The sequence below is a fragment of the Streptomyces sp. NPDC029292 genome (assembly GCF_055569295.1).
The window spans coordinates 122,696-139,746 of the sequence record NZ_JBVHXR010000022.1; the positions used below are offsets into that span (position 1 = coordinate 122,696).

A 17,051-nucleotide genomic window follows, 5' to 3' on the forward strand; every position below is an offset into this window, starting at 1 on the left:
CATGTGGTGATTCTCCCCTTGACGTGCCCCTCGAATTGTGAGCACAGGAAAGGGAGCGCGGAATGTGCTCACACTTTTCCAGAAATCGCAAACCGATACTCCGGGCAGCGCCCCGGTACAGGACGGGCCCATGCGGTGAGCGGACTGCTCTTGCCTAGAGCGCACTCCACCCCGTTGGCTAAGGAGTCATGAAGTACACGCAGCTCGGACGCACGGGACTCAAGGTCAGCCGACTCGTCCTCGGCACCATGAACTTCGGTCCGCAGACCAGTGAGGCCGACAGCCACGCCATCATGGACGCGGCGCTGGACTCGGGGATCAACTACTTCGACACCGCGAACGTGTACGGCTGGGGCGAGAACAAGGGCCGTACGGAAGACATCATCGGGAACTGGTTCGCCCAGGGCGGCGAGCGGCGCGACAAGGTCGTGCTGGCCACCAAGGTGTACGGGAACATGGCGCCCGACGGCGAGGCATGGCCCAACCACGACAAGCTCTCCGCCCTCAACATCCGGCGGGCCGTGGACGCCAGCCTCAAGCGGCTGCAGACCGACTACATCGACATCTATCAGTTCCATCACGTCGACCGCTCCACTCCCTTCGACGAGATCTGGCAGGCCGTCGACGTACTGGTGCAGCAGGGGAAGATCCTGTACGCCGGGTCCTCCAACTTCCCCGGCTACAAGATCGCCCAGGCCAACGAGGTCGCCGCCAGGCGCAACAGCTACGGCCTCGTCAGCGAGCAGTGCCTCTACAACCTGGCCGAGCGGCGCGCCGAGATGGAGGTCATCCCGGCCGCGCAGGAGTACGGGCTCGGGGTCATCCCCTGGTCGCCACTGCACGGCGGTGTGCTGGGCGGGGTCATCAAGAAGGAGGTCGAGGGCGGGCGCCGGGCGAGCGGCCGGGCGGCCGACACCCTCGCCGACCCGACCGCGCGGGCGCAGCTCCAGGCGTACGAGGATCTGCTCGACAAGCACGGCCTGGAGCCCGGCGAGGCCGCGCTGGCCTGGCTGCTGACCCGGCCCGGCATCACGGGCCCCATCGTCGGGCCGCGCACCGCCGAGCAGCTGGAGTCCGCGCTGCGCGCCGTCGAGCTGGAGCTGTCGGACGAGGTCCTGGCCGGACTCGACGAGATCTTCCCGGGGCCGGGGCCGTCCCCGGAAGCGTTCGCCTGGTAGCCCACGGGGCCTGAGCGCACCGGGGCAGGGCAGAACGGGCGGCGGCGGTCGGCTACTTGACCGCCGCCGCGAGCGCCACCACGACGAACATCAGCACGAGCACACCGGCCATGATCCGGTTTCGGGTCTTCGGGTCCACGTAGTCGAGGTTAACCGGCCGCCGATCCCGGCCCGGCGGCCGCCCCCAGGGGCCAGCTCGCCACCGTCTCGTAACGGGGCTGCTCCCCCGGCACCCCCGACCTCGGCAGATGGCTGCGTACGAGACACAGCTCCCGCACCGTCCACTCCCGCCCGGCGAACGCGTGCAGGGCGGTGACATACGTCTCGAAGTCCGCCGCGGCGCGCGAGCGGGCCACCGTGAGGTGGGGCCGGTAGCGGCGGTGCTCACCCAACGGGACACCCGCCTTCCGGGCCGCCGCCTCCGCCCGGTCGGCCAGCAGCCGCAGGGCCGGGACGCCTCCCGACACCCCCACCCACAGCGCCCGGCCGCCGAAATGGCCGCCGCCGCGCAGGGACAGCGGGAAGGGGGCCGTCCGGTGGGCCGCTCGTGACAGCCGTTCCGAGAGGTCCGGGACGAGTTCCTCGTCCACCTCGCCGTAGAAGGCGAGCGTGAAGTGCCAGCCCGGGCGGCCGGTCCAGCGCAGGCCGTCCGCGCCCGGCAGCCGCTCCAACTCGTCGACCTCGGAGGCGAGTTCGCGCACCACGGCCTCCGGAGGCAGCACCGCCGCAAAGAGTCTCATGACGTCACCCTTCCAGGGAATGGATCACCTGGCGACTGTCCCCGCACCATGGGCGTACGTACGTCGACGGGGAGCCGTCCACATGCCCGTGCTCGGAATCCTGCTGCTCCTGGCGTGCTCGGCGGCGGCGACCGCGGCACTGTTCGCCGTCGCGCGGGCGGTGACCTGACGGGGCACATGGCGGGGCACCCGACAGTCGTCCGTCACGCCGCCGTGGCCAGCTGCTCCCGCTGTTCCTTCGGCACGAAGCGGACCTGTGGGTGGCCGTGGTGCCAGCCGACCGCGAGGCGCAGCCCGCCGACGCGGGCCAGGGCCAGGCCGACGCCGCTCGCGGCGGCCACCGCGATCAGACCACCGAGGGCGAAGCCGACGCGCGGACCATAGGCGTCGGTGATCCAGCCGACGAGGGGCGCCCCCAGCGGCGTACCGCCCATGAAGACCATCATGAACAGGGCCATCACACGGCCGCGCATGGCGGGGTCGGTGGCCATCTGGACCGAGGTGTTCGCGGTGACGTTCACCGTCAGGCCGAAGATGCCTATCGGGACCATGAGGAGAGCGAAGAGCCAGAACGACGGGGCCAGGGCCGCGACCACTTCCAGGACGCCGAAGGCCAGCGCCGCCGCGATCAGGACGCGCAGGCGGGCCGTGCCGCGGCGGGCGGCGAGCAGCGCGCCGGCCAGCGAGCCGAGCGCCATCAGCGTGTTGAAGAGGCTGTACGCGCCGGCGCCCGCGTGGAAGACGTCGTCCGCGTACGCCGAGAGCCAGACCGGGAAGTTGAAGCCGAAGGTGCCGATGAAGCCGACGAGGACGATCGGCCAGATCAGCTCGGGGCGGCGGGCCACGTAGTTCAGGCCCTCGCGGAGCTGGCCCTTGCCGCGCGGGGCGCGCTCGACCACCTGCAGTTCGCGGGCGCGCATCAGCAGCAGGCCGACGATGGGGGCCACGAAGGACAGGCCGTTGAACAGGAACGCCCAGCCGGTGCCCACGCCGGTGATCAGCAGGCCCGCGACGGCGGGGCCGACCAGGCGGGCGGACTGGAAGTTGGCGGAGTTCAGGCTGACCGCGTTCTGCAGCTGGCCCGGGCCGACCATCTCGGAGACGAAGGACTGGCGGGCCGGGTTGTCGACGACCGTGGCGAGACCGACGGCGAAGGCCGCGAGGTAGACGTGCCAGACCTGGACGTGGCCGGAGAGGGTGAGGAAGGCGAGCGCGAGGCCCGTGAGACCCATGGCCGTCTGGGTGAGCAGGAGGGTCGGACGCTTGGGGAGACGGTCCACGAGGACACCGCCGTACAGCCCGAAGAGGAGCATCGGCAGGAACTGCAGCGCGGTGGTGATACCGACCGCGGCGGACGAGCCGGTGAGGCTCAGCACCAGCCAGTCCTGGGCGATGCGCTGCATCCAGGTGCCGGTGTTGGAGACGACCTGGCCCAGGAAGAACAGGCGGTAGTTCCGGACCTTCAGAGAGCTGAACATCGAGGAGCGGGACGGGCGGTGGGGGGTGTCGGGGGTGGGCGGGGAGTCGTGGGTGGCTGGTGCGGGGGCGGAGTCTGCTCCGGGTCCCGTACTCAAAAGGGCTCGCCTCCTTGGCGGTCATGGACGGCGGTCACGGATGACGGCGTCCGGCAGTGCGGCGGTTCTACAGGTGCGCGAGCTTCTCCAGGACGGGTGCGGCCTCGCGGAGCTTGGCCCACTCGTCCTCGTCGAGGTTGGACCCGACCAGGCCGGCCAGGAACGCGTTCCGCTTGCGGCGGCTCTCTTCGAGCATGGCCTCCGCCTTTTCGGTCGGCGTGACGACCTTCTGGCGCCGGTCCTCGGGGTGCGGCTCCAGCCTGACAAGACCCTTGGCTTCGAGCAGCGCGACGATGCGGGTCATCGAGGGCGGCTGCACATGCTCCTTGCGGGCGAGCTCGCCGGGCGTGGCGGTGCCGCAGCGGGCGAGGGTGCCGAGCACCGACATCTCGGTGGGGCTCAGCGACTCGTCGACCCGCTGGTGCTTGAGTCGACGCGACAACCGCATCACTGCGGAGCGGAGGGCGTTCACGGCGGCCTCGTCGTCGCCATGGGTGAGGTCAGGCATGTTCTTTAGAATAACTCATTACTCTCGCTAAAGACCACCGCAATGCCCGTGAACCGCGCCACTGAACCACGACATCACTCATATGAGTGAGCCCGCTCCGGAAAGTGACCCCTCGTCCGCCGGGGTCCGGCAACCCTCGACCGCATGGGGACCAGCGTGCTCAGCCTGCGGATAGACGGGGAGCTGCTCGACCGGCTCCGTGACCACGCCGCCAAACGCGGAATGAGCGTCCAGGACTATGTGGTCCGGACGCTCATTCGCGACGACTTCGACGAGCGGTTCCAGACCGCGGTCGAGGAGACGGAGAAGTTCTACGGGGTCACGTGAGACCCCGTACGGCTGGTCACGTGAGGCCGAGGGCCGGCATCAGGTAGTAGAAGGCGAACACCGCCGACACCACGTACATCGCGACCGGGATCTCACGACCGCGGCCCGCCGCCAGGCGCAGCACCACGAAGGTGATGAAGCCCATGCCGATGCCGTTCGTGATCGAGTAGGTGAACGGCATCATCATCATCGTCACGAAGGCCGGGATGGCGATCGTGTAGTCCGCCCAGTCGATCTCCTTGACCGAGTGGGACATGATCAGGAAGCCGACCGCGATGAGCGCGGGCGTGGCGGCCTGGGACGGGACCATCGTGGCGACCGGGGTGAGGAACAGCGCCACGGCGAAGAGCGCGCCGGTGATGACGTTCGCGAAGCCGGTGCGCGCGCCCTCGCCGACGCCCGCCGTGGACTCCACGAAGCAGGTGGTGGCGGAGGAGGAGGTGGCGCCGCCCGCGGCCACCGCGATGCCGTCGACGAAGAGGACCTTGTTGATGCCGGGCATCTGGCCCTGCGCGTCGGTCAGCTTGGCCTCGTCGCTGATGCCCATGATCGTGCCCATCGCGTCGAAGAAGGTCGACAGCAGCACGGTGAACACGAAGAGGATGCCGGTCAGCAGGCCGACCTTGTCGAAGCCGCCGAAGAGACTGACCTTGCCGACGAGCCCGAAGTCCGGGGTGGCGACCGGGTTGCCCGGCCACTTCGGGGTGGTCAGACCCCAGGACGGGATCTTGGCGACGGCGTTGATGATCACCGCGACGACCGTCATCGTGACGATCGAGATCAGGATCGCGCCGGGCACCTTGCGCACCATCAGCGCGAGCGTGAACAGCGTGCCGAGGATGAAGACCAGGACGGGCCAGCCATTGAGGTGACCGTCGCCGCCGAGCTGGAGCGGGACCGTGGTCTGCGCGATGTCCGGGATGCGCGAGACGAAGCCGGAGTCGACCAGACCGATCAGCATGATGAACAGGCCGATACCGATCGCGATGCCCTTGCGCAGGCCCAGCGGCACGGCGTTCATGACGCGCTCACGCAGACCGGTGGCGACCAGCAGCATCACGACGAAGCCGGCCAGCACGACCATGCCCATGGCGTCCGGCCAGGACATCCGCGGGGCGAGCTGGAGCGCGACCACCGTGTTCACACCCAGACCCGCCGCCAGCGCGATCGGCACGTTGCCGATGACACCCATGAGGAGCGTCGTGAACGCGGCGGTCAGGGCGGTCGCGGTGACCAGCTGGCCGTTGTCCAGGTGGTGCCCGTACATGTCCTTCGCGCTGCCCAGGATGATCGGGTTCAGCACGATGATGTAGGCCATCGCGAAGAAGGTGGCGAAACCGCCGCGGATCTCGCGCGGGACGCTGGAGCCCCGCTCGGAGATCTTGAAGTAGCGGTCCAGGGCGCCTTGCGCGGGCCGGGGCTCCGGCTGCTCAGGGGTGGGGGCCTTGGTGAGGGCCGAGGAGGACATGCGTGACCTCATACGTGCGGGGGCCTTGATGGCCAGTAACGGGCGCCGGGCGGGACGGCGCGCGGCTGGGAACTTGATCGAGTCTGGCTGTCGGACGATCACCAACAGGTTTCTTTGATGTTTCCGTTGGAGTTTCGTACGAACAGAAAGAGCCAGACTCAGGCTGTTTCAGTATGAACATATGAGGCGGAAATCGCTATCTCCGCGCGTAGACCCTTGGTATACAAGGAGCGCACCGACCTGCACGGGGGCCGGGATGCGGTGCTCGTAAGCTGTGCACATGGCGAAGTGGACACCGAAGCACGAGGCGCCGGAGCCCCTGGAGGGTCCCGTCGTCGCCACCATCACGGGCGGCACGATCCTCTGGTTCGTCCTCTTCCTGGTGCAGCTGCCGTTCTACGGCTGGTTCGACGACCACGGGCACCTCTGGTGGTTGTGGACGTGCCTGGCCGGCGCGGGTCTCGGACTGATCGGCATCTGGTACGTCCGGGGGCGCGACGCCGCGCTCAAGCGAGCCGCCGCCGAAGCCGAGCGGTCGACCCCTGCTGCGGAGTAACCGGCTCCCCCTGCAACCACGGCATCACTCCGCGCCGCCCCCGTCCTCCCCTGGTCGGATCTTTGGTGCACTCGGCAGGTGAAGCCGTATATCCGCACGTACCGTCGAATGCATGACGCACATCGACGCGGGCGCCGAACTCGATCCCGTTCACCCCGTGCCCATACCCGCCTCCCGGCGGGCACAGGGGCTGTCCGCCGCCGAGGTGGCCGAACGGGTGGCCCGCGGCGAGGTGAACGACGTCCCCGTGCGCAGCAGCCGCTCCCTGAGCGAGATCGTCAAGGCCAACGTCTTCACGCGCTTCAACGCGATCATCGGCGTGCTCTGGCTGATCATGCTGTTCGTGGCGCCGTTCCAGGACAGCCTGTTCGGGTACGTGATCATCGCCAACACCGGGATCGGCATCATCCAGGAGTGGCGGGCCAAGAAGACCCTGGACTCGCTCGCGGTGATCGGCGAGGCGAAACCGACCGTGCGCAGGGACGGGATCGCCGCCGAGGTCAGTACGTCCGAGATCGTGCTCGGGGACCTGATCGAGATCGGGCCCGGCGACAAGATCGTGGTCGACGGCAGGTGCGTGGAGGCCGACGGGCTCGAGATCGACGAGTCGCTGCTCACCGGTGAGGCCGACCCGGTGGTCAAGCACCCCGACGACGAGGTGATGTCGGGCAGCTTCGTGGTCGCGGGCGGGGGCTCGTTCGAGGCGACGAAGGTGGGCCGGGAGGCCTACGCGGCACAGCTGGCCGAAGAGGCCTCCCGCTTCACCCTCGTCCACTCCGAGCTGCGGACCGGTATCTCCACGATCCTCAAGTACGTGACGTGGATGATGATCCCGACGGCGATCGGCCTGGTCATCAGCCAGCTGGTGGTCAAGCAGCACGGCTTCAAGGACTCCATCGCCCGCACGGTCGGCGGAATCGTCCCGATGGTCCCCGAGGGCCTGGTCCTCCTCACCTCCGTCGCCTTCGCGATCGGCGTCATCCGCCTTGGCCGGAAACAGTGCCTCGTACAGGAACTTCCCGCCATCGAGGGGCTCGCCCGCGTCGACACCGTCTGCCTCGACAAGACGGGCACGCTCACCGAGGGCGGCATGGACGTCACCGAGCTGCGTCCCCTCCAGGGCGCCGACGAGTCGTACGCAGGGAAGGCCCTCGGCGCGCTCGGCGAGTCGGACCCGCGGCCGAACGCCTCTCTCCAGGCGATCATCGAGGCCTACCCGGACAGCGAGGAGTGGCGCTGCACCGAGTCGCTGCCCTTCTCCTCGGCCCGCAAGTACAGCGGGGCGTCCTTCAGCGAGGGCAACGGCGAGTCGAGTACGTGGCTGCTCGGCGCCCCCGACGTGCTGCTGCCCGCCGGGGACCCGGCACTCGCCGAGACCGAGCAGCTGAACGAGGCGGGGCTGCGGGTGCTGCTGCTCGCCCGGGCCTCCAAGGAACTCGACGATCCGAAGGTCAAGGAGGGCGCCCGGCCCACCGCGCTGGTCGTCCTGGAACAGCGGCTGCGCCCGGACGCCGGCGACACCCTGCGCTACTTCGCCGAACAGGACGTCAAGGCCAAGGTCATCTCCGGCGACAACGCGGTGTCGGTGGGCGCCGTGGCCGGAAAGCTCGGGCTCACCGGCGAGGTCGTGGACGCGCGTCGCCTCCCCGACGAGAAGGAGGAGATGGCGAAGTCGCTGGACAAGGGCACGGTGTTCGGGCGGGTCACCCCGCAGCAGAAGCGCGACATGGTCGGCGCGTTGCAGTCACGCGGGCACACGGTGGCGATGACCGGCGACGGCGTGAACGACGTACTGGCCCTGAAGGACGCCGACATCGGCGTGAGCATGGGGTCGGGCTCGGAGGCGACCCGGGCGGTGGCCCAGATCGTCCTGCTCAACAACAGCTTCTCGACGCTGCCCTCGGTGGTCGCGGAGGGCCGCAGGGTCATCGGGAACATCACCCGGGTCGCGACCCTCTTCCTGGTGAAGACGGTCTACTCGGTGCTGCTGGCCATCCTGGTGGCGTGCTGGCAGGTCGAATACCCCTTCCTGCCCCGCCACTTGACCCTGCTGTCGACCCTGACGATCGGCGTCCCGGCGTTCTTCCTCGCGCTCGCCCCCAACAAGGAGCGCGCGCAGCCCCACTTCGTACGGCGGGTGATGCGGTACTCGATCCCGGGCGGGGTCGTCGCCGGGGTGGCCACCTTCGTGACATATCTGATCGCCCGTCACTACTACACGGGTGCTGGCTCGTTGGACGCGGAGACGAGCGCCGCGACGCTGACGCTCTTCCTGATCTCGATGTGGGTGCTGGCGATCATCGCCCGGCCGTACACCTGGTGGCGGATCTGCCTCGTCGCCACGATGGGCGGGGCGTTCCTGCTGGTGCTCGTGGTGCCGGGGCTGCAGCACTTCTTCGCGCTGAAGCTGGTCGGCGAGACGATGCCGTGGATCGCGGTGGGTATCTCCGCGGTGGCGGCGGCCGCCCTGGAGCTCCTGTGGAGGTGGGTCGACCGCCGCGTTCCCGCGTAAATCAGTAATGAGCTACGGGTTACTGCTTACTGCTTACTGCACGTCGACGTAGTCACCCGTGGCGCTGACGGCCGGGGTGGTCGAGGTGCCGGCGAAGCTGTAGCGGAAGTAGCCGTCCGCGGTGGCCGGCGTCGTCGTCTTCAGGTTGCCCGTGCTGTCCGACTTGATCGTCTTGAGCGTGGTGTAGGTGGTGCTGCCCTTCTTGCGGTACTGCAGCTTCACGGACTGGCCGGTGTAACCGGCGTACTTGCCGGTGTCCCAGTTGGCGCGGGACAGCTTGCCCGTGACCGTGATGGTCTTGCCCTTCTTCACCGGCTCCGGCGAGGCGTTGACGGTGAGCTTGGAGTAGCGCTGGAGCTTGTAGGAGGCGACCGCCGGGTCCAGCACGGCGACACCGATCTGGGACGCGTCGGCCGGGTTCTCCGGGTCCTGGCCGTTGTAGGCCACCGCGAAGGCGGCCGCCTTCCAGGTGCCGGCGTCCTCGTTCAGGAGGTCCAGGGGGTCGATCTGGACGACACCGGTGCAGGTGGCGACCGTCGCCGAAGTGGCGGTGCAGGTGGCGTCGTTGCCGACGAACTCCCAGGTGGGCTCGTAGAACGAGGTCCCCCGGTACAGGTCGATGGACGCCACGAAGTCGTCGGCCGTGATGTCGACGTCCGCACCGTGGGTCAGGGTGTAGGAGAAGGGCACTTTCACCGTGTTGGTGGTGCCCACGACGACGTTCTTGCCGTTGTTGACCTTCACGGCCGAGAAGGTGGCGTCGAGGGCGTACGGGGTGCCGTCGGCGGCGGTGCTGAGTGCGGCCTTGCCGGAGTGCGTCTGCTGCGCGGACTGCGCGGCCTTCACGACGACGTCGTGGTCGAGCGAGGTGCCGGCGGCGTGGGCGCCGGGCACGGCGAACGCGGAGAGGGCCAGGGCGCCGGAGACGGCGGCCACGGTGGCTCGAATGCGCATGCGATCCCCAAGTGGAGAAAGGGGCCCCGGCGGTGGTGTCGTTCCTTACGGCTCGTCTTCACAGGGGGCCCACGTGATCGTGGAGTCTGTTGACTCCGGTGATCAGATCTGTGACGCGTGGGAATGGTTGTACGAGTGATGAAGTCTTTGTGTGCGTATTACCAAGGTCACAGCGACGGGAGGGACAAGGGCACAGGGACGTGAGGGACAAGGTCACGGGAACGTGAGAGACACGCCCTGCCGATTGCGGGACGTGTCTCTCATTTCCGGCGGTCTCAGTCGAACCAGCGGTCCCGCGCCAGCTCCTCCGTGCGGGACGGGTCCTCCAGGAGCGCCGCGACCTCGAAGCGGCGCGGCCACTGCCCGGCCGCCCAGGCGAGCCCGGCGGCGACGCCCTCCAGGGTGGAGGCGTGCAGCACGCCGTCCCGCGTGCGGCGCCAGTCGAGTTCGGTGCCGTCGACGACGAGTTCGTCGTGTTCGACGTACGTCGTGGGGGTCGACGGTCCCAGCAGGACCCGTACGGACTCCGGTACGTCGTGTTCGGTGCCCTCCGAGGTCACCTCGCCGGTCACCGACTCGCTGAGCCGCCGTACCTGGAACAGCTCGGCGAGATCGGCGGCGCGCGCGGGCCGTACGGGAAGCAGCGGCACGCCGCTGGTGAAGGGCAGCAGGTCGGGCGAGTCCACGACGACGGCGTCGGCCGCGTCCACAACGGTCACGTGACCGTCGACCACGGCCCGCAACTCCTCCGGCAGGGTCACCTGCTCGGGGTCGAGGTCGGCCAAGGCGCTGTACAGGGCGTGCAGTTGGGCGCCGGAGACTTCCCGCTCGGGGTCGGCGAGCCGGTCCAGGAGCTCGGCGGCACCACCGGGCTCGTCCAGCAGAGCGGCCACCGAAGTCCGTACGCCCAGCGCCCGCAGCACCTGCTCGTCGTCGAAGCCGGTGGCGTCGACGGAGTCGTACAGACCGTGCAGGAGGGGGTCGCCGCCGGCGGCCCGCAGACCGGCCGGACGGCGCCCGTCGAGGACGGGATGCCCGCGCAGCCACCAGGCGGTGTACGGCCGGACGATCTCGTGCGTGCCGTCCGGCAGCAGGATGCGCACCGGCTGGGTGATGGCGTCCCGCAGCGGCGGCCGGGAGAGCAGGGCGAGGGCCTGCGGCCACCGCTCGTCGTCCACCAGGTCCAGGTCGCGTACGGCCACGATCTCGGTGGCGACGGGCGGCACGGGCGTGTCGGGCAGCCGGTCGAGGACGTCCTCACACCACACGTCCACGGCGTCCAGCAGACCCGCGTCGTCGGGTTCGGCGAAGTCGGAGTCGCGGGGCTCGAGTTCGTCCGGGTCGAGGACGATGTCTGTGGTCCGTACGAGGGCGAAGCTGGCGAGCACGCCACAGGCGGCGAGGGGCTGTTCGCCCCACCGTGCGGCCAGGTCACCGTCCACGAAGGCGAGTTCGTCCTCGCGCATGACCTGGGCGAACGGGCTGCCGGGCAGGACCAGTTCGCCCGCGGGCGAGAGTTCGCCCTCCTCGTCGGGGAGGGCGAGGGCGCCGAGCCAGGGCTCGTCGCCGGGTTCGAGGGCGGCGTCGCGGACGAGCGCGAGGATGGTGTCCGCCAGTTCCTCCGCGTCCGGGGTGTCCTCGTCCCAGGCCCCGCCCTCGTCGTCGAGCGAGGCGGCGACGGCGGCGCGCACCTGCGGGGTGGTGAGGACGGCGCGGGGCGAGGCCGGAAGGGCGCCCAGCTTCTCCAGGAGCGGGTGGGCGGCGTCCGGGTGGGCGACCTTGAGGCCGAGACGGGCGAGGGTGTCGGAGGTGGCGGCCCAGGTGTCGTCGGGGGTGGGCCCATCGGGGACCGGCAGCAGGACCTGCCGGGGCCCGATCGTCGTACGGCCGTCGGCGAGCGGCACGGGCAGCCCGGACAGCCGTTCCGGGTCCACGCCCGCGAGGCTGTCGTACAGGCGGCGCCACCAGCCCGGGTCCTTCTCGAGACCGGCCAGCCGGTCCACGGCCTCCGTCAGCGGGACACGGGCGACGCCCAGCGTCCGCAGCTCCACCCGGCGTTCGAGCCCGGCGGGCAGCAGGCTGGGCAGCACCTCGGCGAGCACGCGGACGGTCTCGGCACCGGCACCCTCGACGACCTCGGCGTCGCGGGGGCGCAGGGCGGCCGGGTTCTCCGCGCTGCCGGTCTCGGTCTCGGGCCAGTCGGCGGGGACGTCCGGGGCGTTGTCCGGCTCAAGGGCGGGCGGCAGGAAGGCGGTGCGGGGCAGCCGGTCGAGGATCGCCTGGCGCAGGGCGCCGTCCAGCTCGCCCTTGCCGAGCGGGCCGGGCACGAGGTCGATGATCCCCGGGGCCACCGGGCGCCAGGCGGCGAGCAGTTCGGCGTACGCGTCCGCCGCGCGCTCCACCAGGAAGTCGGTCAGCGGGCCGGGGGCGGCGTGCCGACGGGTGGTGTCCAGCGGCAGGGAGGCGATGAGGAGGGCCGGTACGCCCAGCGGCTCGTCGCTGGGCGTGGGGGCGTGTACGACGGGGCTGGTGCGGGGGCGGGCCGGGGTGCCGTCGGCGTCGACGGGGACGGCCCAGGTCACCGACCAGTGCGGGCGCAGGCGCTCCTCGACGGGGCGGTCGGCGAGCAGGGCGGGGTCGAGGGGGCCGTGGCGGGAGACGGTGCGCCAGCGGGTGGTGCCGTCGCGGGAGTCCTCGAGCGCGACGCCGTGCTCGTCGGCGCGGCGCCGCAGCGTACGGACATCGGCGTCCCCGATCTCGACGACCACCTCCTCCAGACCCGGCAGGGCGAGCAGCAGGGCGTCGTCGAGGCCCTGGAGCAGGCGCTCGGCGAGACCCTCGGCGGCGGGGTCCCGCAGCGGCAGGATGACCACGGTGTCGTACGGGTCCGGGGCCGTGCCCTCGGCCGCGAACGGCAGCCGGAGCAACGGCACATGGCCGTCGCGGCGGCGGATCTCGTCACCGAGACCGGGGCTGTGCCGGGCGACGTCCGCCGCGAGCTCGCGGGCCTCGGCGAGCGACCAGCGGACACCGCCGTGGCGGCCCACGACGGCGGGCTCGTCGGTCACGGCGAGGACGGCCGCGAAGCCGACGCCGAAGCGGCCGACGGCCGTGTCGTGGGCGTCCCGCTTCGCGGAGGCGCGCAGCGTGGACAGCGACTCGACGCCCGCGGCGTCGAGGGGGGCGCCGGTGTTGGCCGCGACGAGCACGCCGTCGCGGAGGGTGAGCCGGAGGCGGCCCGGTACACCGGCACGCGCCGCAGCGTCCGCGGCATTCTGGGCGAGCTCGACGACCAGGCGGTCGCGGTAGCCGCCGAGAACCAGGTCCTCCTCGGCGTTGGCGTCCTCGCGGAACCGGGCCGGGCTGGTCGCCCAGGCGTCCAGCACCCCGCGTCGCAGGCGCGCCGTCCCGAACGGGTCCGCGCCCTCGGCTGCCGGCCGCACGAACTTGCTCACGGTTCAGTCTCCTTCTCGCTTCGCGCGACCGCGAGCGCTGGGCCCGGTCGCGGCATGAAGGTACCGCGCGGCGGCCCGCGCTCCACCCCGGGCTCGCTTCACCGGGCACCCTGCGCTGGTGCGGGCGCCGGGGATTTCGCCCCGTCCGCCCCTGCCCTCCCTCACTCTCGGCTTCTCCCCCACTCTCGACTTCGCTCGAGCGGGGGGACCCCCATCGTCGTCCCTGGGGCTCCGCCCCGGACCCCGCTCCTCGAACGCCGGAGGGGCTGATCCCCCTACGAGTGGCCCAGCTCCGCCGAGGACTCGTCCGGGGCCTCGGGGACCGAACCCGAGTCCGGGGCCGGGCGGAGCGGGAACGGGTCGACCCGGGTCTCGTCGATCACCGGAACCGCCGGACGGGGCGGCTTCGGCATGACCGCGGCCTCGGAGTGGCCTCCGCAGCCGTACGAAAGGGACACGACGTGCCCGTCGGCGGGCGAGAACTCATTGGCACAGACTCCGAACGCCTGTCCGAGCGAGCCCCCGATCGGGTTCAGGAAGCCGCAGCTGACGCACGACGCGGGTGCCGCCTGCGCCATCGCCGTCTTGGGCCCGTAGGCCTCCTCCCAGCGGTCGGCCGCGACGTGCAGGCCGTAGCGGGAGAGGACGCGGGCGCGCCGCAGCCCCAGTTCCTCGGCGACCGCCGCGATCGAGCCGCGCCGGGGCGCCACCGGCAGGTGCGCGGGCGTACCGGCGGTAACCTCCGCGTCCTCCGCCTCCACGAGCTCGGCCATGTCCTCGGAGACCGCGGAATTCGGAGCGGGCTCGTCCTCGCCGGAGAAACCCGGTTCGAGGCGGAGATCCTCGGCGTCCGTCGGGAGCAGATCCCCCGGGCCCATGTCACCGGGGCGGAGCCGCTCGCTCCACGGCACCCACTCCGGGGCGAGCAGCGAGTCGGGGCCCGGCAGCAGCACGGTCTCGTCGAGGGTGACGAGCTTCGCGCGGGAGGCGCGGGCGACGGTCACGGCCCAGCGCCAGCCGCGGTATCCCAGCTCCTTGCACTCGAAGAAGTGCGTGACAACGCGGTCCCCCTCGGAGACCAGCCCCACATGCTCGCCGACGACGCCGGGTGCGGCGGCCTCCTCGGCGGCACCGCGGGCGAGGTCGATGGCCTCGGCGCACAGGCGGTCGGGGGTGCGGCTTCGCGTTGTCGCTGCGCTCACAGGTATCGCTTCTCTCCTACGCCGTCTCACGGGTGCGCCATTCCTCGGCGGGGGAGCGGACGGAGCGGACCGGGGGGCCGCGTCGACGTCCGCGCCCGATCGCACTCGGGCGCACCTACGCCATCCATTCTGCGGGATGGCCGAGAGGCGCGCGGCCGAGAACAATCGCCGCAGGCGCGTTACGCACGCTACCTTCTCCTGGCCCCTGGGCCCACACCGGCGGGCGTCTTCGGCGCTCCGCGCCGGGATCTGCGCCCCTCCGCGCCCCGTTTCCTCGCCGCTCCGCGCCCGCCTCTCCGGCGCTCCGCGCCAGCCTCCTCGCCGCTCCGCGCCGGGTTTCCCACCCATCCGCCCGTCTCGGTTGGCTGCAAAGCGGGGGCGGTCTCGGGTTTCCGGGTGCGGAGGCGAGTGCCGGACGTCCCGCCCACGCGCAGAACCTGAGAGCCCTCCCGAGCCCGGCCCCCTCCTCCACACACACCGAAACCCGAGACAGGCGAATCGGCGCACCGAGCGGGAGGCCCCCACTCGGCCCCCATCCGCGCGGTAACCGCACTACGCACCCCCATCTCGGGGCACTATGACGGAGTGGCAGCCGCAAGGTCGCCCCAGGGAGCCACCGGAATCGGCGGGGCCAAGGGGAGTAACCGGAGTGGCGGATCGGGCCGGATGACCGGGTCCGTCCGCGCGGTCGGGCGTGCCCTGCACTTCCCGGTGACGGGGACGGCCCGCGGGATCCGCAAGGCGACGCACGCGCACGGCGCGGGTGAGTCTGGCCTCGGCAAGCTGATCGAGCTGCACGCGGTGAACGGCGCGGGCGACGTCATGATCACCGTGGCGCTGGCGTCGACCGTGTTCTTCTCGGTACCGACCGACGAGGCCCGCGGCCGTGTCGCCCTCTACCTCGGCATCACGATGGCGCCCTTCACCCTCCTCGCCCCCGTGATCGGCCCCCTCCTCGACCGCCTCCCGCACGGCCGCCGCGCGGCGATGGCGGGCGCCATGCTCGCCCGCGCCATGCTCGCGCTGATGCTTTCGGGCGCGGTCGTGACCGGCACGTTCGAGCTGTATCCCGCCGCGCTCGGGGTGCTCGTCGCCTCGAAGGCGTACGGGGTCGTACGAAGCGCCGTCGTGCCACGGCTCCTGCCACCCAATTTTTCCCTGGTGAAGGCGAACTCCCGGGTCACCCTCGGCGGGCTCCTCGCCACCGGCGTCGCCGCGCCGATCGGGGCGGGGCTCCAGGTGCTCGGCGCGCGCTGGCCGCTCTACGGCGCCTTCGTGATCTTCGTCGCGGGTACGTTCCTGTCGTTCTCCCTGCCGCCCAAGGTCGACTCGGCCAAGGGCGAGGACAAGGCGCTGCTGGCGGCGGACGCGGAGCATCTGCACGGGCCGCACAAGACGGTGCCTCGCCCCGGCCTGCGCACCGTCGGCACGGCCGTCACCCACGCGCTCGCCGCCAACGCGGCCCTGCGCTGCCTCTCCGGCTTCCTGATCTTCTTCCTCGCCTTCCTGCTGCGCGAGCACCCGCTCACCGGCGAGAGCGCGGCGGTCTCGCTCGGGATAGTGGGCGTCTCGGCAGGCGCCGGCAACGCGCTCGGCACGGCGGTCGGCGCCTGGCTGAAATCGCGCGCTCCCGAGATCATCGTCGTGACGGTCGTCGCGTTCGTACTGGCCGTCTCGATCGTCGCCGCCGTGTTCTTCGGGGCCGTTCTCGTGGCCTGCCTCGCCGCGGCCGCCGGGTTCGCACAGGCCCTCGCCAAGCTGTCCCTGGACGCGCTGATCCAGCGGGACGTCCCGGAACTCGTCCGTACGTCCGCCTTCGCCCGCTCCGAGACGCTGCTCCAGATGGCCTGGGTTCTCGGCGGCGCAATCGGCATAGCGCTGCCGCTCAACGGCACGCTCGGGATGTCCGTGGCCGCGGCGATCGTCGCCGCGGGGTGGCTCACGACCGTGCGGGGACTGATCGGCGCGGCCCGGCACGGGGGGCCTGCCCGGGCCAAGGTGGCGTGAGGGGCGACGACCGCCTGGCGGCACGCCGCACCCCACGTGAGGGCAGCGCTGGACCTGCCCGATAGCCTTTGGCCATGACCTCCCTGCCCCGCGGCGGAGCCGCCCATGGACACCGCCGTCGCGCCGTTGCCGCACTCGGCGCCGTTTCCGCCGGACTTCTCGTCCTGTCCGCCTGTGACAAGCCGACGCCGCTGGCCACCATCACGGTCGGCAAGAACTCGGTGAGCTCCGAAACCGACTGCTACAACGACGGCAAGGAGGTGAAGACCGCGGACCTGGCCAAGTGCCTCAAGGCCAAGGACATCAAGTCCATCAAGGTCGACCCCGACGAGACCGTGCGGTTCGGCGTGGACCCGAAGATCGCGGACAAGGGCTGGACGATCCTGATGAACGGTCAGCCGCTGACCGACTCCAGCACGAAGACGTACCGGACGATTCCGGGCAGCGTGTTCTTCAACGCCCAGTACGGCGCGAGCGGGAACTCCACGCTCGTCTCCATCAAGGAGGGCGAAAACACGGTGACCGGTCTGTGGTCGTTCAAGCTCAAGAAGGACGCCTGATCGCTGCCGC

The 17,051-nt window shown here is 70.9% G+C and carries 14 protein-coding genes; 7 read left to right on the forward strand and 7 right to left on the reverse strand.

The window, feature by feature from the left end:
• The first annotated feature begins 188 nt into the window (after nt 1-188).
• A complete protein-coding gene (locus ACZ4WS_RS37790) occupies nt 189-1,178 on the forward strand; it encodes an aldo/keto reductase (RefSeq protein ID WP_467987501.1) in 990 nt (329 codons plus the stop codon).
• A 149-nt stretch (nt 1,179-1,327) separates the two neighbouring features.
• Here ACZ4WS_RS37790 and thpR read toward each other — a convergent pair whose 3' ends face one another.
• Nucleotides 1,328-1,918 (reverse strand): RNA 2',3'-cyclic phosphodiesterase, encoded by a 591-nt coding sequence (thpR, locus tag ACZ4WS_RS37795; RefSeq protein WP_467987503.1) that lies wholly within the window; start codon nt 1,916-1,918, stop codon nt 1,328-1,330.
• Here thpR and ACZ4WS_RS37800 point away from each other — a divergent pair.
• Nucleotides 1,917-2,087 (forward strand): hypothetical protein, encoded by a 171-nt coding sequence (locus ACZ4WS_RS37800; RefSeq protein WP_467987504.1) that lies wholly within the window; start codon nt 1,917-1,919, stop codon nt 2,085-2,087. The genes thpR and ACZ4WS_RS37800 overlap by 2 nt on opposite strands.
• 34 nt (nt 2,088-2,121) lie before the next feature.
• Here ACZ4WS_RS37800 and ACZ4WS_RS37805 read toward each other — a convergent pair whose 3' ends face one another.
• Entirely contained in the window at nt 2,122-3,492 is a 1,371-nt protein-coding gene (locus tag ACZ4WS_RS37805) for an MFS transporter (RefSeq protein WP_467987505.1), read from the reverse strand.
• A 67-nt stretch (nt 3,493-3,559) separates the two neighbouring features.
• Nucleotides 3,560-4,000, reverse strand: coding sequence for a MarR family winged helix-turn-helix transcriptional regulator (locus ACZ4WS_RS37810; protein WP_467987507.1), 441 nt, complete (start codon nt 3,998-4,000; stop codon nt 3,560-3,562).
• A 144-nt stretch (nt 4,001-4,144) separates the two neighbouring features.
• Here ACZ4WS_RS37810 and ACZ4WS_RS37815 point away from each other — a divergent pair, with 144 nt between their 5' ends.
• A complete protein-coding gene (locus ACZ4WS_RS37815; protein WP_037624226.1) occupies nt 4,145-4,327 on the forward strand; it encodes a hypothetical protein in 183 nt (60 codons plus the stop codon).
• Between the two features lie 16 nt (nt 4,328-4,343).
• Here the strand turns inward: ACZ4WS_RS37815 and ACZ4WS_RS37820 are convergent, their stop codons facing one another.
• On the reverse strand, nt 4,344-5,795 hold the full coding sequence (locus ACZ4WS_RS37820; RefSeq protein WP_467987508.1) for an NCS2 family permease: 1,452 nt from the start codon (nt 5,793-5,795) through the stop codon (nt 4,344-4,346).
• Nucleotides 5,796-6,075: 280 nt separating this feature from the next.
• Between ACZ4WS_RS37820 and ACZ4WS_RS37825 the strand changes: the two genes are divergently transcribed.
• On the forward strand, nt 6,076-6,351 hold the full coding sequence (locus tag ACZ4WS_RS37825; protein WP_467987509.1) for a DUF2530 domain-containing protein: 276 nt from the start codon (nt 6,076-6,078) through the stop codon (nt 6,349-6,351).
• A gap of 112 nt (nt 6,352-6,463) precedes the next feature.
• A complete protein-coding gene (locus ACZ4WS_RS37830; protein WP_467987510.1) occupies nt 6,464-8,863 on the forward strand; it encodes an HAD-IC family P-type ATPase in 2,400 nt (799 codons plus the stop codon).
• 33 nt (nt 8,864-8,896) lie between these two features.
• Here ACZ4WS_RS37830 and ACZ4WS_RS37835 read toward each other — a convergent pair whose 3' ends face one another.
• The 3 genes from ACZ4WS_RS37835 to ACZ4WS_RS37845 all read right to left on the reverse strand — a co-directional run bounded on the left by ACZ4WS_RS37835 (nt 8,897) and on the right by ACZ4WS_RS37845 (nt 14,474).
• Nucleotides 8,897-9,817 (reverse strand): hypothetical protein, encoded by a 921-nt coding sequence (locus tag ACZ4WS_RS37835; RefSeq protein WP_467987512.1) that lies wholly within the window; start codon nt 9,815-9,817, stop codon nt 8,897-8,899.
• A gap of 275 nt (nt 9,818-10,092) precedes the next feature.
• Nucleotides 10,093-13,272 (reverse strand): sacsin N-terminal ATP-binding-like domain-containing protein, encoded by a 3,180-nt coding sequence (locus ACZ4WS_RS37840; RefSeq protein WP_467987513.1) that lies wholly within the window; start codon nt 13,270-13,272, stop codon nt 10,093-10,095.
• Between the two features lie 275 nt (nt 13,273-13,547).
• Nucleotides 13,548-14,474, reverse strand: a complete 927-nt coding sequence (locus tag ACZ4WS_RS37845; protein WP_467987515.1) for a DUF3027 domain-containing protein — start codon at nt 14,472-14,474, stop codon at nt 13,548-13,550.
• Nucleotides 14,475-15,059: 585 nt separating this feature from the next.
• On the opposite strand from ACZ4WS_RS37845, the gene ACZ4WS_RS37850 reads away from it, so the two are divergent.
• Nucleotides 15,060-16,481, forward strand: a complete 1,422-nt coding sequence (locus ACZ4WS_RS37850) for an MFS transporter (RefSeq protein WP_467987516.1) — start codon at nt 15,060-15,062, stop codon at nt 16,479-16,481.
• 74 nt (nt 16,482-16,555) lie between these two features.
• Nucleotides 16,556-17,041 carry a DUF2771 domain-containing protein gene (locus tag ACZ4WS_RS37855; RefSeq protein WP_467987517.1) on the forward strand — a complete coding sequence of 162 codons (486 nt, stop codon included), beginning with the start codon at nt 16,556-16,558 and terminating at the stop codon, nt 17,039-17,041.
• The last annotated feature ends 10 nt before the right edge of the window (nt 17,042-17,051 follow it).